Source organism: Micromonospora sp. NPDC001898 (assembly GCF_042891255.1).
In the GTDB taxonomy this organism is placed as follows: domain Bacteria; phylum Actinomycetota; class Actinomycetes; order Mycobacteriales; family Micromonosporaceae; genus Micromonospora.
This window is the reverse complement of sequence record NZ_JBIATC010000003.1, coordinates 146,335-161,355: the sequence shown is the minus strand read 5'-3', so window position 1 is coordinate 161,355 and position 15,021 is coordinate 146,335. Positions and strand designations below refer to the sequence as shown.

Sequence of the window (15,021 nt, the reverse complement as noted above, 5' to 3'; positions counted from 1 at the left end):
TCACTCCGACACCGCCGTGTACCGGTACGTCTCGTCGTCGTACTCTTCCTCCTCCTGCGGGTCGGACAGGTCCACCCACACGCCCGGCAGGGCCGCCTTCACCGCCGCGACGGTCTCCTCGGAGGCGTAGTGGTGGCTCAGGTCCAGCTTGGCGAGGTGGGTCAGCGGCTGCCCGCCGGCCAGGGCGAGGGCCCCCCGGTCACCGAGGGTGCCCAGCGACAGGTCCAGCGCCTCCAGCCGTTTCACCACCGGCGCGGCGGCCAGGGCCTCGGCGATGTCGTCGGCGATCTCGGAGTTGCACAGCCCGAGCCGCCGCAGCGCGGGGAACCGCTCCCCGGCCAGCAGCGGGGCCAGGTCCGCCACGCCTGTGTCGCCGCCGTAGTCGGGGGTGCCGAGCCACAGCTCCAGCTCGTCCAGGGCGGGCAGCTCGGAGTCGAGCACCGCCCGGACGAAGGCGGGGCGCAGCCCGCCGCTCTGCACCTCCAGCCGGCGCAGCCGCTCGTGGCGCACCGGCGAGAACCGGAAGTCCTCCCCGCCGCGTACCCGCAGCACCTCCAGGCCGGGGTAGGCGGTCAGCAGCGGACTGACGTCGCCCACCCGCATCCAGGAGATCTCGCACTCCTCGGCGACGATGTCGCCGAGGAAGAGGGCCTTCAGGTGGGGCAGGCGCGGCGCGGCCTCGCAGAGCTGGACGATCGGGGCCTCGTTGAACGCGGCGTATCCCCAGGAGCCGATCACCAGGGCCTCCACCGACTCGCCCGCCCGGTCGACGAACCGCTCGAACGCGTCGCGGAACTGGGGGTTGAGCTTGTGGTCGGTGCTGTTGTCCCAGTCGTGCGCGGCGATCCGCCAGGCCGTGGGGCCGTCGGCGTCGGGCAGCGGGCCGTCGGCGGGTACCTCGACGACCGTGCGACCGGCGAAGGAGTCGGCGTGGGATCCGACGGTCATGTTCCGCTCACTCCCCGACCGCGGTGAAGCGGTACTCGCGGCCGTTGTACGTCTCGACGGTCTGCGGGTCCGACAGGTCGACCTCGACGCCCGGCAGGGCGGCGGCGATCCGCTCGCGCGTGGATTCGGAGAGGAAGTGGTGGTGCAGGTCGAGGCGGCGCAGGTGGGTCAGCGGCTGCCCGGCCAGCAGCGCCTCCGCGCCGGCGTCGGTGAACACCCCCTTGGACAGGTCGAGGACCTCCAGTTGGCGGACCACCGGCGCGGCGGCGACGGCCCGCGCGGTCAGGTCGGCGAACGCGTCGTTGCTCACCGCGAGGTGGCGTAGCGCCGGCAGCCGCGTGCCGGCCAGCACCTCGGCCAGGTCGTCCACGGTCGTGTCGCCGCCGTAGTCCTGCCGGCCGAGCCACAGCTCGAGGCGCTCCAACGCGGGCAGGTCGCAGCCGCCGACCGCGCGGGTCACCGACCCGGGCAGCCCGCCGGTCTGGAAGACCAGCTCCCGCAGCCCGGTGTGCCGCACCGGGTCGAGGCGCAGCTCGTTGGCGCCGCGCACCCACAGCACCTCCAGCGACGGGTACGCCGCCAGCAGCGGGGTGATGTCGCCGTGCCTGAGCCAGGAGATCTCGCACTGCTCGCTGACCAGGTCGGCGAGGAAGATCGCCCGCAGCGACGTCCACTGCTGTGCCGCGTCGACCAGCAGGTCGATCGGCGGCGCCTCCTCGTACGCCGAGCCCCACTCGCCGATCACCAGGGCGCGGACCGCGTCGGCGGGCACCTCGGCGCGCAGGGCCGTGACCAGGGCGGCGAACTCCTCCGGGTCGGCCTCGAAGTCCTCCACCTCCAGCCGCCAGGCGACCGCCGACGGATCTTCGGGCAGCACCATCCCGGGGGTGAAGGGCAGCACGGGCAGCCCGGTGAACGACGACAGATGGGACCTGATCACGCCAACCTCCGGCTCGACTGGTTCAGCGGCGGCGCGACCGTAACAGCCCGTGCCGACAGAAAGATCACCGGCGCGGGTGGCGGCCGGTCGACCCCGACCACGCCGGGGTGTTTCGGCCGGCTGATCCGCCACTCCACACCGCCACCCGGCAGGGTCACTGGAGGCCGGCTGGTCGGCGGGCCGAGGCGGGGACTCTACCGGCTGGTCGGCCGGCTCTCTGCGTCGAAGATGCGCGGACCGAACCTGGGTGAAAATTGATTCGTTCCAGAAGAGTGGACTATGGTCATCATGTGCCGTCCGACTTCGAGGCTCAGCTGCGCGCGGTCTCGTTGCGTGTGACCCGGCCCCGGTTGGCGGTGCTCGCAGCGCTGCGTGACCATTCGCATGTCGACACCGACACGGTGATCGCGCTGGTACGGGCGGATCAGCCCACGGTTTCCCACCAGGCGGTGTATGACGTGTTGCGGGCGCTCACCGACGCCGGTCTGGTGCGGCGCATCCAGCCTGCCGGTGCGATCGCCCGGTACGAGTCCAGGGTGGGGGACAACCACCATCATGTCGTGTGCCGCTCCTGCGGCGCGATCGCCGACGTCGACTGCGCTGTCGGCCATGCTCCCTGTCTCACCGCCTCGGACGACCACGGCTTCGCGGTCGACGAGGCGGAGGTCGTCTACTGGGGCACCTGCCCCGGCTGTGCGACCGAACGCAACTCCCAGTGATCCGCCAGTTCGGAAGGATGCAGATGAGCGACATCCAGGACAACGCCCCCTCCAGCGCGCAGGGCGTGGACAAGAAGGAGGCGGCCGGCTGCCCGGTCGCGCACGACTCCGTGACCGCGCACGGCAGCGAGAGCGAGAACCCGGCGATCGACTCGCCGACGCCGAAGACCGGAGGGCGTCCGCGCTCCAACCGGGACTGGTGGCCCAACCAGCTCGACCTCTCGGTGTTGCATGCCCACTCGTCCAAGGGCAACCCGCTGGGGGAGGGCTTCAGCTACGCCAGGGAGGTCGCCAAGCTCGACGTCGAGGCCATCAAGCAGGACATCACCAAGGCCCTCACCACCTCGCAGGACTGGTGGCCGGCCGACTTCGGTCACTACGGCGGCCTGATGATCCGGATGAGCTGGCACGCCGCGGGCACCTACCGCATCGAGGACGGTCGCGGCGGCGCCGGTGACGGCGGTCAACGGTTCGCCCCGCTCAACAGCTGGCCGGACAACGCCAACCTCGACAAGGCCCGCCGGCTGCTCTGGCCGGTCAAGCAGAAGTACGGCCAGAAGATCTCGTGGGCCGACCTGCTCGTGCTCGCCGGCAACGTCGCCCTGGAGTCGATGGGCTTCAAGACCTTCGGCTTCGGCTTCGGCCGGGAGGACGTCTGGGAGCCCGAGGAGATCTTCTGGGGTCCGGAGGACACCTGGCTCGGCGACGAGCGCTACGCCTCCGAGAAGGAGATGGCGGCCGGCGTCGGGGCGACCGAGATGGGTCTCATCTACGTCAACCCGGAGGGCCCCCGTGGCAACGCGGACCCGCTCGCGGCGGCGCACTTCATCCGGGAGACCTTCGCCCGGATGGCGATGAACGACGAGGAGACCGTCGCACTCATCGCCGGCGGACACACCTTCGGCAAGACCCACGGCGCCGGCGTCGCCGACGACCACGTGGGCCCCGAGCCCGAGGGCGCCCCGCTGGAGGCGCAGGGCCTGGGCTGGCTGAGCACCCACGGCAGCGGCAAGGGCGGTGACACGATCACCAGCGGTCTCGAGGTGACGTGGACCGACCGGCCGACGCAGTGGAGCAACCGCTTCTTCGAGATCCTCTTCGGCTACGAGTGGGAACTCACCAGGAGCCCCGGCGGCGCGAAGCAGTGGGTCGCCAAGGACGCCGAGGCGATCATCCCGGACGCCCACGACCCGTCGAAGAAGCACAAGCCGACGATGCTCACGACCGACCTGTCGCTGCGCGTCGACCCGGCGTACGAGAAGATCTCGCGCCGCTTCCTGGAGAACCCCGACGAGTTCGCGCTGGCGTTCGCCAAGGCCTGGTACAAGCTGCTGCACCGCGACATGGGTCCGGTCAGCCGCTTCCTCGGGCCGTGGGTCGCGGAGCCCCAGCTGTGGCAGGACCCGGTGCCGGCCGTCGACCACGAGCTGGTGGGTGACGCCGACGTCGCCGCCCTCAAGGCGACGATCTTGAACTCCGGCATCCCGACCGCCCAGTTGGTCTCCACCGCCTGGGCCTCGGCCGCCAGCTTCCGGTCCACCGACAAGCGCGGCGGCGCCAACGGCGCGCGGATCCGTCTCGAGCCGCAGCGCAGCTGGGAGGTCAACGAGCCCGAGCAGCTCGCGACGGTCCTGACGACCCTTGAGGGCATCCAGCGGGAGTTCAACTCCGCCGGCGGCGCGAAGATCTCGCTCGCGGACCTGATCGTGCTGGCCGGCTCGGCCGCCGTCGAGAAGGCGGCGCGCGACGCCGGCGTCGAGGTGACCGTGCCGTTCCGCCCGGGCCGCACCGACGCCACCGCGGAGCAGACCGACGCCGAGTCCTTCCAGGTCCTTGAGCCGCGCGCCGACGGGTTCCGCAACTACCTGCGTCCCGGCGAGAAGACCCAGCCGGAGGTGCTGCTCCTCGACCGTGCCTACATGCTCAACCTGACCGCGCCCGAGATGACCGTCCTCATCGGCGGCCTGCGCTCGCTCGGGGCCAACGTCGGCGGCACGCGGCACGGCGTGCTTACCGAACGGCCCGGCGTGCTCACCAACGACTTCTTCACCAACCTGCTCTCCCCGAGCACCCGGTGGAAGGCGTCGGAGTCCGAGGAGCACGGGTACGAGATCCGGGACCTGGGCACCGACGAGGTGAAGTGGACCGCCACCGCGGTCGACCTCGTCTTCGGCTCCAACTCCCAGCTACGGGCCCTCGCGGAGGTCTACGCCAGCCAGGACGCGCGCGACAAGTTCGTGGCCGACTTCGTCGCAGCCTGGACCAAGGTCATGGAGCTCGACCGGTTCGACCTCGACTGACCCGGCTTCGAACGACGGGCCCCGGCCGATCCACCAGCGATCGGCCGGGGCCCGTCCGTACCACCGCGCTGGTCGACCTGATGCCCGCCCGCCATCCCGGCCGCTGGGCCGAGGACGACTGCCGCTCACGTGTCGGAGGCGGCCAGGTCAGGCGCTCGCAGCCACCTCGGGCGCGGGCTGTTGGCCGGCCGCCTCGGCGGGCCGGTCCGCCTCCGGGCGGGACCGCACCGTCGGGTACTCGGCGGTCTCGCCGCCCCCGGCCGCGGCGGCCATCACCGCGGCGGCGGCCAGGTCCGCCACCCGCTTCGCCTCGCGCTGCACCCGGGCCCGGACGTCCTTGGCGTGCTGCTCGACCGAGTCCGCCGAACGGCGCGCCTCCTCCAGCCGGCTCGTCTCGACCGCCAGCTCCTGCCGGATCTCGCCCAGGTGCTGCTGCAACTGGTTGACCTGGTGCTCGACCGCGGCCCCCTCCTGGCGGACCCGGGCGAGCTGCTGCTGGGCGCCGTCCAGCTCGGCGTGCAGCTGGGTCAGCGCCTGCCGCTGGCCGCCGACCTCCTGCTGCACGGCGGCGAGCTGCTCCTGGTGCACGGTCGCCTGCTCGTCGGCGCGCTTGCGCACCTCCGTCGAGTACTGCTGCGCCTCGGCGATCAGCGTGGCGATCTTCTCCTCCGCGGCGGTTAGCTGGCCGGCCACGTCCCGCTCGGCCGCCGCCCGGTGCTCGGCCAACTCCTGCTCGGCCGCCGCCCGCCGCTCGTTGATCTCCCGCTCCACGTTGACCCGCCACTGGGTCAACTCCTGCTGGCTCTGCGCGCGCGCCGCCTGGACCTCCTGCTGGATCTGCGTACGGGCCGCCTTGGTCAGCGCCTCGGCCGCAACGCGGGCCTGCTCCACCTGCTGGGCGGTCAGCTCGTTGATCCGCTTCGCCTCCTGCTGGGCGTGCTCGTGGGCGGCCTCGCCGTCCACCCGTAGCTGCTCCACCAGCTCCTGGATGTCCGCGAGCTGCGCCTCGGCCGCCGAGCGCCGCTCCTCGTACGCCTTCTCCTGCTCGGCGCGCCGGGCCGACAGCTCCGCCTCCAGGTCGTGCAGCGTCTGGGCGGCGCGCTCCCGCGCCTCCACCAGGACCCGCTCCGCCTCGCCCTGCAACTCGCCGGCCCGCTCTGTGGCGGTCTCCGCGATCAGCCCGGCCTGCTTCTCGGCGAGTGCGAGGATCTGGTCGACCACCGGCCCCAGGTCCCTGAAGGACGCCCGGTCCACCTGCGCCGGGCGCTGGCGCAGCTCGGTCAGCTCCGCCTGGAGCTGCTGGAACTGGAGGGTGTGGTTGCGCAGCTGGAACTGCGCCCGGTCCCGTTCGGCCGACAGGGACGCGGTGCCGGCCTCGACCTGTTCGACGTACCGGTCGACCTGCCTCTTGTCGTAGCCGCGCAGCGCCTGCTCGAAGCTCGGCCGCCCGTTCGGCTCGTTGCGTACCGCGAACGACTCCCCGGTGGACATTCCGGCATCCTCCATACGATCGGCGACCTCAGGCCCGATGCAAGACGGCGATGCGGGCATGATGGGGCGCTACGTTACCGCCGTCTCCACGCCACGAACACCCCACCCCGCAGCAGGCTCACGCGGTTGGTTCGCCGGCGGAGTTCCGACGCTCCGGGGTCGGGCCCGTCAAGGTGGGCGAGCAGGGCGGTGACCTCGAGGTGTATCTGATCCGGAGATGGGCCCAGGTGCCGCCTCCCGCGCGGCGGATGACGCCGCTCGGGATGCGGTGGGGGATTGAGCCCGTTGCCTCGCGTAGCGGACGTCATGCCAGCCACGCCGTCCTCGACTGGCTCACCGGTCCGGACGCGAAGCCGGGTGCCGGAGCGTTGCGACCGCTGGAAGCCCGCCACGGCACCCGGCCCCGTGTCGAGGAACGCATCCGCTGCGCCAGGGGCACCGGCCCGCGCCGACTCCCCTCACGAAAGTTCGCGATCAACGCTTGGTTTCTTTCGCTGTTCCATTGCGATTGAGCCGGACAGCTGAAGTCCGGTCGGGTCAGGGACGGTCTTCCGCTGCCGCGCCGAGTCCGGCCCAGGAGCGCAGCAACCATCCGCCGATCGAGTCGACAGGCCCCGCGCCGGGGCCGTTGACGATTCGCTCGACCACCTCGGCGCGGGTGAACCAGCGCGCTTCGAGCAGCTCCGCACCGTCGACGTCGATCCGCTCGTCGAGCGCCTGCCCGATGAACCCGATCATCATCCCGGACGGGAACGGCCATCCCTGGGAGCCCTGGTAGGTGACGGGGCCGACCGCGACGCCCGCCTCCTCGGCGGCCTCGCGGCGTACCGTGCCCTCCAGGCTCTCGCCGATCTCGACGAAGCCGGCCAGCAACGAGAAGTTGTCCGGGCCCGCGCCGTGGTGCCGGGCCAGCAGGCAACGCGGTTGCGGGCCGGGGATCTCGATCAGCACGATCACGGCCGGCTCGATCCGGGGAAACAGCAGCCGATTGCACTCCGGGCCGGTGCACACCCGGACGTGGCCGGCCTGGGCGCTGCGGGCGGGCGACCCGCAGGCGCCGCAGAAGCGGGTGTGGCGGTTCCAATGGAGCAGACCGCGGGCGTACGCCAGGGTCGCGGCGTGCGGGTGCGGCTGGCTGGCTGCCAACGTACGGAGATCGGTGCTCGTCTGCGCGGCGCACAACCGCAGCGCGGCGGGCTCGGCGGCGGCGCTCACGTCGGCGGCGAAGACGGGCGTGCCGTCGTCCAAGCCGAGCAGCACCAACTCGTCGGCTGCGGCCGCGATCTCTCGGCCCCGGGCGCCGGTCGCGACGACCGGGACGCCGGCGGCGAGAAGGCAGCGGTCCCGCCACATCGGCACCAGCCGGACGTCGGGGCGGGCGAGCTGGCCGGCAACCCACTCGGGGTCAGCACGCCGGCCCGGGACTCGGTCGTGCGGTGTCCCGGTGTAGGCCAGATCGTCGAACGCCACGCGGGGTTTCTACCACGGACCCCAGCATCCGAGGGGCGATGAGCCCTTCCGTCCATCAGCCGCGATCCGCCGGGGAGATCAGCCGGCATCGGACGACCAACGCGCTCCCCGGCGGGTCGCCATGGCCGGCCTGCGGGCACTGCTCACCGAAGAGGGGTACGGCCACCGCCGGCTCACCTTCGTCCTGCCCAACCCGACCAGCCGGGCCCACCATGCGGACAGCTCTACCCTAGCTGCACGCCGGCCGTCCCGAGCTGGGCCGGTACGCCGAAGACACGGCCCCACGGCCCCGGACATTGATGGGACAGTCATGCGAGTCGTCGTTATCGGCGGAAGTGGCCATATCGGCACATTCCTCGTCCCCCGGCTGGTGCGCGCCGGCCACGAGGTACTGAGCATCAGCCGCGGCACCAGCACCCCCTACGCCGACGGGCCCGAGTGGCAGCAGGTGCACCGGGTCGTCGCCGACCGGGAGCGGGAAGACCGTGAGGGCACCTTCGGCGACAGGGTGGCCGGGCTCCGCCCGGATATCGTGGTCGACCTGGTCTGCTTCACCCTGGAGTCGGCCACCGCGCTGGTCGGGAGCCTCCGCGGCCGGGCCGGGCACCTGCTGCACTGTGGGTCCGTCTGGCGCTACGGGCCCAGTCACCACGTGCCGATCTCCGAAGCGTCGGGCACCGCCCCGTTCGGCGAGTACGGGATCCAGAAGGACCGCATCGCCCGGATGCTGAAGGAGGAGACCGACTCCGGGGGCCTGGTGACCACGTCGTTGCACCCCGGGCACATCGTCGGTCCCGGCTGGCACCCGATCGGCCCGCTGGGCAACGTCGACCCCGCGGTCTGGCAGACGCTCTCGGCCGGGCGTCCGCTGCAGGTCCCCGGTAGCGGCGTCGAGCTGATGCACCACGTGCACGCCGCCGACGTCGCCCAGGCCTTCGAGCAAGCAATCGAGCGTCGGGACGCGGCGGCGGGCGAGGACTTCAGCATCGTCGCCCCCACCGCGCTGACCGTCCGCGGGTACGCCCACGAGGCCGCCGGCTGGTTCGGGCACACCGGGTCGCTGGAATCGGTGACCTGGGAAGAATTCCGTCAGACCACGACGCCGGAGCACGCCGAGATGAGCTGGGAACACCTATACCGCAGCCACTGCTTCAGCATCGAGAAGGCCAGAACCCTGCTCGGCTACGCGCCGCGCTACGAACCGCAGGCCGCCGTGCTCGAATCCGTCCGCTGGCTGATCGACCACGGAAAGTTGGAGGTAGCCCGACCGCTCACCGTATGAAGCAGGTAAAACCGGCATCCGTGCCGGCACCGCGCAGCGAAGCAGGAATCCACCCGGACGCTTCCTGGGCGGTTGTGCAGCGGATGCGTCGAGGCCCGGCCGCCACTGAAAGTTCGTCGCGAAGGCCTCCGGCCGGTTGTAGTCTCGGCCCTCATGAGTTGGCTGCCCGACGACTTCGTCCACCCCGTCCGTGTGCCCGTGCCCGGCACCGCGCTTCACCTCCGGCCCATCCGCGAGGCGGACACCGCGATCGACTACCCCGCCGTGATGGGCTCCCGGGAACGCCTGTGGGAGATCTTCGGCCCGGCCTGGGGTTGGCCCAGCGAGACGATGACGTACGAGGAGGACCGCATCGACCTCCTGCGGCACGAGAAGGAGATCGCCGCGCACCAGTCGTTCAACTACGCGCTGCTGGATGAGGAGGAGACGGCGATCCTCGGCTGCGTCTACATCGACCCGCCCGAGCGCACCGGCGCGGACGCGGAGGTCTCCTGGTGGGTGGTGGACGACCTCGTCGGCGGCGAGGCGGAGCGTGCGCTCGACGCGCTGGTGCCGCAGTGGATCGCCGCCGACTGGCCCTTCCAGCAGCCCCGCTGCATCGGCCGTGACATCACCTGGCGGGACTGGCTCGCGCTGCCGCCGGCCTCGTGACGCGCCCGGTCGCACTGGTACTGCAACCTACTCAACGCGTGGCCCGCCCGCTCGCTGAGGTGGTCAACCGCGCATGGCCTTGTTGAGCAGCTTCTTGACCGCCGCCTCGCCTTTCTCGCTCAACTTCGTCACGGCGAAGGACGTTGCCCACATGCCGTGGTCCTCATCGAGATTCGCCTCCGCCGTGAACCCGAACGACGAGTAGCGCTCCTTGTCCACCTGGCCGCTGCGGAAGAAGCAGACCACCTTTCCACCCCGGGCGTAGGCGGGCTGGCCGTACCACAGCTTCGGGGCCAGCTCCGGAGCGGTTTCCGCGACGATGGCGTGCAGGCGCTCGGCCACCGCACGGTCCGGCTGCGCCATCTCGGCGATCTTCGCCAGCACATCCTTCTCGTCGGCCGCCGCCTTGTTCGCGCTCTTGCTGCGGCGAGCCTCCGCCTTCAACTCCGCCGCGCGGTCCTTGATGGCGGAGCGCTCGACCTCGGAGAAGCTCTCCCCGGAGGACCTGCCCTGGCTGCTCTCCTTGCTGGCTTTCGACGCAGCGCTCACGTACGTGCCGCTCCTCTCGTCCGTCACCGTGGTCGGCGTGGTCATCCACGCTAGCCGCAGGTGACGGGCCGCGCCTTCTCGAATCCTGACCGGTCCGTCGGCGGGAGGGCCGCGCCACGCGGCGAGGTCGCCGGGACCTGTGCGATGCCCGTACCGCAGACCGTGGCCGACGGAGATCGGCTGAACCTGCCGGTCTCTTCCCGACGCTAAGAAATTTAGCACGGGCCGGTGGTCACCGGTATCGAGCGATTTACTGATTACCAGCCCCGTGTGATCTGGCTAAATTCGCAGCCGAATCAACGGGGGAAGGATCCGAAGTCCGTGCAGGGTTTACGGGGTCAGAAAAACAGCCATCCATCGGGTGGAAACTCGACCGATGAGGAGGAGCAAAGGCCGTCGATGCTGGTCCGGCGGGGGTTGATTCCGGATACGCGTCCGCAGCGGATCCTCGCTCTGGCGACGTTCGTCAACATGATCGGCAGCGGCGTCTTCATGGTCAGCGCCGCGCTTTTCTTCACCCGTGTCGTCGGGCTTTCCCTGGCGCAGGTCGGTATCGGAATGGGCATCGCGGCCGCGGTTGGCCTCCTGACCGGCGTGCCGGTCGGGCACCTCGCCGACCGACGGGGACCGCGAGAAATCTATCTGTGGATGCTCGTCATTCAGGGCGTGGCGATGGCGGCGCTGGTCCTCGTACAGTCGTTCTGGATGTTCCTGGTGGCGCTGTGCATGAGCGAGCTCGCTCGTTCGGCGGGGGGAGCCGCGCGCGGCCCGCTGGTTCGCGGAGTCGGCGGTGCCGATCTCACCAGATACCGCGCGTACCTGCGCTCGGTCGCGAATCTCGCCGGCAGTTGCTCCGCCGTGGCCGCCGGCTTCGCAGTGCAGTACGACTCGCGTCCGGCCTACCTGGCCCTGGTGCTGGGTAATGCGCTCACCTTCGCGGCCAGCGCCGCCGTCATCGCCGCGCTGCCGTCGCTGCCGCCCGTGCCCGCACCACAGACGGCCAGCCGCTGGGGGGTGCTGAAGGACCGGTCGTACGCGGCCGTGACCGTGCTCGACGGCATCATGTCGGTCCACCATCAGGTGCTGATATTCGCACTGCCGCTCTGGATCGTCGGACACACCAGCGCACCACGGTGGCTGATCGGCGCGGGAGCATTCGTCAACACCGCCCTGGTGGTGCTGCTCCAGATCAGGGCCAGCCGGGGAGTGACTGACAGCATCACCGCCGGGAGAGCCATGCGGCGTGCGGGTGTGGCGTTCTTCGTCGGCATGGCTGCGATGGCCGCAGCGGCAGGACTCTCCTCGCGCCTTGCGCTCATCGGCATCGTCTTCGGCGTCATCGTCCACACGATCGGTGAACTCTGGCACACGGCCGGCTCGCTGGAACTCCGATTCAGCCTCGCTCCCGCCCACGCCCAGGGGCAGTACATGGGACTGTTCGGGTTCGGGGCCGGCCTGGCGAACGTGGTCGCCCCCACCGTGTTGGCGCTCTTCTGCATCGCCTGGGGAGTCCCTGGTTGGCTCCTGCTCGGCGGGGTGTTCGTCGCGGGAGGGCTGGTGACGCCGTACGTCGTGCGGTGGGCCGAACGGACTCGCCCGTACGCGGAGCAGCCCGCCTAGCGGGGCCGGACCTCCCGCCTACGGTCGGCCCGCTCCTCACGGGGGGAGCGGGCCGACGCCCGGCCCTCGCCTGCTCGGTCTTCTCCATGCCTCACCGCGTCAGGGGGCGTGAGGGCCTGCCTGGCGGCCCCGCCGGCGCTCTCAGGTCACCAGGCCGGCGCGGTAGGCGTAGACCACCGCCTGCACCCGGTCGCGCAGGTCGAGCTTGGTGAGGATGCGCGACACGTACGTCTTGACGGTCTCGTGGCTGATCACCAGCGTCGCGGCGATCTCGGCGTTGGACAGGCCGTCGGCGATGAGGCGCAACACCTCCAGTTCGCGCGGGGTCAGCCCCACGTTCTGCGGCGTGCCCTCGGCGGGACGGATCCGCGCCGCGTACCTGCCCACGAGCTGCCGGGTCACCTCGGGCGCCAGCAGCGCGGCCCCGCTCGCGACCGTGCGGATGCCGTGCAGCAGTTGCGCCGGCGGGGCGTCCTTGAGTAGGAACCCGCTCGCTCCCGCGCGCAGCGCCTCGTACACGTACTCGTCGAGGTTGAACGTCGTCACCACGAGCACCTTGACGGGGTGGGCCACCCCGGCGCCGGCGAGCAGGCGGGTCGCCCCGATCCCGTCGAGCACCGGCATCCGTACGTCCATCACGACCACGTCCGGGTGCAGCCGGCCGGCGAGGTCGACCGCCGCGCGCCCGTCCCCGCACTCGCCGACGACCTCGAGGTCGGGCTGCGCGTCGATGATCGTGGCGAAGCCGGTGCGAATCAGCGCCTGGTCGTCGCAGACCAGCACCCGGACCGGCGCGGTCACGACGGGCTCCCGGTGGGAATGCGGGCCCGCACGACGAAGCCGCCACCCACCCGCCGTCCCGCGCTGAACTCGCCGCCGAGCACGCCGACCCGTTCGCGGAGCCCCGCGAGGCCGCGCCCGCCCCCGCCGGGGGCCGCGGCGTACGAGCCCGAGCCGTCGGTGCTGACCTCCACCGTGATCTCCCTTTCGCCATGGTGCACGTGAACGGTGGTGCGGCTGCCGTGGGCGTACTTGAGGGTGTTCGTCAGCGCCTCTTGCACGACCCGGTACGCCGCGAGCTCGGCGCCGCCGGTCGTCTCGGCCGGCGTGCCCTCCTCGGTGAACTCCACCGGCTGCCCGGCCTGCCGGGTCTGCTCCACGAGGGCGCGGAGCTCGCCGACGGACGGCGTACGCGGCTCGGCGCTGTGGTCGGGGTTGAGCAGGTCGAGCAGGTGCCGCAGGTCGGTGATGGCCCGCCGGCCGGTGTCGGTGATGGCCGTCAGACTCGTGTCGAGGCGTTCGGGGGCGGCGGTCAGGTAGCGCGCCGCCTCGGCCTGCACCACCATCGCTGTCACGTGGTGGGTCACCACGTCGTGGAGTTCGCGGGCGATGCGGGTGCGTTCGGCGGCGCGGGCGGTCACGGCGACGTGGCGGCGGCGCTCGGCCTCGGCGGCCCGGGACTGCCGCAGCCAGGCCCCGATGCCCCAGGCGAGGGCCAGCGCCAGGTAGAACGTGGCGAAACCGGTCACGCCCTCGGTCGACCCGAGCCGGTCGAGGGCGACGGCCAGCGCCACGTACGCGGCGGAGCTTACGACCATGGTGGTACGCCGACGGCGTTCCAGGTGAACCCCCGCGCTCACCAGCGCGATGGCCAGCGCGGAGCCCGCGACCGTGTGATAGCCGCGGAGCTGGTCGATCGCGAAGCCGACCGACACCAGGGCGAGGCAGAGGGCCGGCCAGCGTCGGCGGACGGCGAGTGGGAGGCACTCCAGGGCGACCACCACGACGGTCAGCGCGTCGAAGGGACGCCCCGGCAGATCGCCGAGCTGCGTACCGTGGTTGTGCAGCGCCGGCACCACCGACGCGAGGACGAGCAGCAGCGCCAACGGGAGATCCCGGACCGTGACGTCCCACCGCCGCCACGAGTCCGGAACCGTCCGAAGGCCGATCATCAGGAAACCGTAGCGGTTGCCGGCTTGACGCCGACCGCGCGGCGGCGACGCGGGACGAGGTGACCGCGGCGGTGGGCCAGCCACATGAACACCAGGGTCAGCGCCACACCCGCCGCCACCGTGTACAGGCTTCCCTCAGGCCCGAAGTCGCCGCCGGTGAGTACGGCCGGGCCCGACGTCGTGGCGTCCAGCAGCCCCTTCGACTCGCCGTTGCCGGAGACCACGACGCTGAAGATGCCGCCCGCGGCGAAGTTCCAGCCGAAGTGCAGGCCGATCGGCACCCACAGGTTTCGGGTGGCGGCGTAGCAGGCGGCGAGCATGAAGCCGGCCTCGATCGCGATGGCGACCGCGCCCCACAGGCTGGCGTCCGGGTTGAGCAGGTGCATCAGGCCGAACACCACGCCGGTCAGCAACAGCGCGATCCAGGTGCCTGTGCGTTCCTCGACGATGCGGAACAGGACGCCCCGGAAGAGCAGCTCCTCGGTCGTGGCGGCGGCGGCCATGAACCCGAGCAGCGCCACCGCACCCGACACCGAGCCCAGGCCGTGGACGTGGTAGCCGCCGATGAAGGCGATGTTGAGGATGACTGCCGCGAACATCCCGACCCCGATCAGCACCCCCCGGATGATCCGGGCGCGGGCCCCGGCCCGGGCCACCTCCGTGACCTCGCGGCGCTCGGTGCGCCGCACCACCCACGCGTAGACGAAGATCGCGGCCACCGCCGTCAACACACCCAGGGGCAGGGCGAGCCAGGCGCTCCCCGCCACCGCGGCGACGGCCTGGCTACCGACGAAGGCGACCGCTACAACGGCCAGGAACTGCTTCAAGAAACGCATGATGACTCCTTCAACGAGGTCCGGCCGGAGCGCAGCGGCCACGTCGAACGCTATGGAGTCGTCGGTCAGGAATCGTCACCACGCGGTGGACACTTGCGGGTAGCTCGCGCGGGGGACAAGCCCCCACCCCACCCCACCCCCGCGATCTTGCACTTTCGGCCCCCGTGGTGAGGCTTTTGCATCTTTTGTTCGGGCCCGAAGTGCAAGATCGGCGGAGTCCGGGGGTGGGGCAGGGCCCTGCCGGTGTCGGAGCGCAGACGGGC

The 15,021-nt window shown here is 71.4% G+C and carries 13 protein-coding genes; 5 read left to right on the top strand and 8 right to left on the bottom strand.

The window, feature by feature from the left end; translation table 11 throughout:
- Positions 1-948 carry an STM4015 family protein gene (locus ACFYZF_RS08720; protein ID WP_387017356.1) on the bottom strand — a complete coding sequence of 316 codons (948 nt, stop codon included), beginning with the start codon at positions 946-948 and terminating at the stop codon, positions 1-3.
- A gap of 7 nt (positions 949-955) precedes the next feature.
- Complete coding sequence (locus tag ACFYZF_RS08715; protein ID WP_387017354.1) at positions 956-1,888, bottom strand: STM4015 family protein; 933 nt, start codon at positions 1,886-1,888, stop codon at positions 956-958.
- Between the two features lie 290 nt (positions 1,889-2,178).
- Here ACFYZF_RS08715 and ACFYZF_RS08710 point away from each other — a divergent pair, with 290 nt between their 5' ends.
- Both ACFYZF_RS08710 and katG read left to right on the top strand, forming a co-directional pair.
- Positions 2,179-2,607, top strand: coding sequence for a Fur family transcriptional regulator (locus ACFYZF_RS08710; RefSeq protein WP_387017352.1), 429 nt, complete (start codon positions 2,179-2,181; stop codon positions 2,605-2,607).
- A gap of 23 nt (positions 2,608-2,630) precedes the next feature.
- A complete protein-coding gene (gene katG, locus ACFYZF_RS08705; protein ID WP_387017350.1) occupies positions 2,631-4,907 on the top strand; it encodes a catalase/peroxidase HPI in 2,277 nt (758 codons plus the stop codon).
- 147 nt (positions 4,908-5,054) lie between these two features.
- Here katG and ACFYZF_RS08700 read toward each other — a convergent pair whose 3' ends face one another.
- Together ACFYZF_RS08700 and nudC are read right to left on the bottom strand one after the other, a co-directional pair.
- Complete coding sequence (locus ACFYZF_RS08700; RefSeq protein ID WP_387017348.1) at positions 5,055-6,398, bottom strand: hypothetical protein; 1,344 nt, start codon at positions 6,396-6,398, stop codon at positions 5,055-5,057.
- Positions 6,399-6,935: 537 nt separating this feature from the next.
- Positions 6,936-7,868: an NAD(+) diphosphatase gene (nudC, locus tag ACFYZF_RS08695; protein WP_387017347.1), complete on the bottom strand. Its 933-nt coding sequence runs from the start codon at positions 7,866-7,868 to the stop codon at positions 6,936-6,938.
- Positions 7,869-8,178: 310 nt separating this feature from the next.
- Here nudC and ACFYZF_RS08690 point away from each other — a divergent pair, with 310 nt between their 5' ends.
- Positions 8,179-9,150, top strand: a complete 972-nt coding sequence (locus tag ACFYZF_RS08690; protein WP_387017345.1) for an NAD-dependent epimerase/dehydratase family protein — start codon at positions 8,179-8,181, stop codon at positions 9,148-9,150.
- Between the two features lie 153 nt (positions 9,151-9,303).
- Positions 9,304-9,801, top strand: a complete 498-nt coding sequence (locus ACFYZF_RS08685; protein WP_387017343.1) for a GNAT family N-acetyltransferase — start codon at positions 9,304-9,306, stop codon at positions 9,799-9,801.
- 63 nt (positions 9,802-9,864) lie between these two features.
- On the opposite strand, the gene ACFYZF_RS08680 is transcribed toward ACFYZF_RS08685, so the two are convergent.
- Positions 9,865-10,350, bottom strand: a complete 486-nt coding sequence (locus ACFYZF_RS08680; protein ID WP_387018367.1) for an iron chaperone — start codon at positions 10,348-10,350, stop codon at positions 9,865-9,867.
- Between the two features lie 228 nt (positions 10,351-10,578).
- Between ACFYZF_RS08680 and ACFYZF_RS08675 the strand changes: the two genes are divergently transcribed.
- Complete coding sequence (locus ACFYZF_RS08675) at positions 10,579-11,970, top strand: MFS transporter (protein ID WP_387017341.1); 1,392 nt, start codon at positions 10,579-10,581, stop codon at positions 11,968-11,970.
- 141 nt (positions 11,971-12,111) lie between these two features.
- On the opposite strand, the gene ACFYZF_RS08670 is transcribed toward ACFYZF_RS08675, so the two are convergent.
- Genes ACFYZF_RS08670 through ACFYZF_RS08660 form a run of 3 tightly spaced genes read right to left on the bottom strand, consistent with a single transcriptional unit; the run spans position 12,112 to position 14,758 of the window.
- Positions 12,112-12,771: a response regulator gene (locus ACFYZF_RS08670; RefSeq protein WP_387017339.1), complete on the bottom strand. Its 660-nt coding sequence runs from the start codon at positions 12,769-12,771 to the stop codon at positions 12,112-12,114.
- A complete protein-coding gene (locus ACFYZF_RS08665; protein WP_387017337.1) occupies positions 12,768-13,922 on the bottom strand; it encodes a sensor histidine kinase in 1,155 nt (384 codons plus the stop codon). The genes ACFYZF_RS08670 and ACFYZF_RS08665 overlap by 4 nt, the downstream gene beginning before the upstream one ends.
- A complete protein-coding gene (locus ACFYZF_RS08660) occupies positions 13,922-14,758 on the bottom strand; it encodes a CPBP family intramembrane glutamic endopeptidase (RefSeq protein ID WP_387017335.1) in 837 nt (278 codons plus the stop codon). Before ACFYZF_RS08660 ends, ACFYZF_RS08665 begins: the two co-directional genes overlap by 1 nt.
- Positions 14,759-15,021: the final 263 nt, after the last annotated feature.

Excerpts from the sequence above, each read along its gene's own strand:
- katG (WP_387017350.1), top strand. The coding sequence starts at position 2,631 with ATGAGCGACATCCAGGACAACGCCCCCTCCAGCGCGCAGGGCGTGGAC.
- ACFYZF_RS08720 (WP_387017356.1), bottom strand. The coding sequence starts at position 948 with ATGACCGTCGGATCCCACGCCGACTCCTTCGCCGGTCGCACGGTCGTC.
- ACFYZF_RS08700 (WP_387017348.1), bottom strand. The coding sequence starts at position 6,398 with ATGTCCACCGGGGAGTCGTTCGCGGTACGCAACGAGCCGAACGGGCGG.
- ACFYZF_RS08665 (WP_387017337.1), bottom strand. The coding sequence starts at position 13,922 with ATGATCGGCCTTCGGACGGTTCCGGACTCGTGGCGGCGGTGGGACGTC.
- ACFYZF_RS08685 (WP_387017343.1), top strand. The coding sequence starts at position 9,304 with ATGAGTTGGCTGCCCGACGACTTCGTCCACCCCGTCCGTGTGCCCGTG.
- ACFYZF_RS08690 (WP_387017345.1), top strand. The coding sequence starts at position 8,179 with ATGCGAGTCGTCGTTATCGGCGGAAGTGGCCATATCGGCACATTCCTC.
- ACFYZF_RS08660 (WP_387017335.1), bottom strand. The coding sequence starts at position 14,758 with ATGCGTTTCTTGAAGCAGTTCCTGGCCGTTGTAGCGGTCGCCTTCGTC.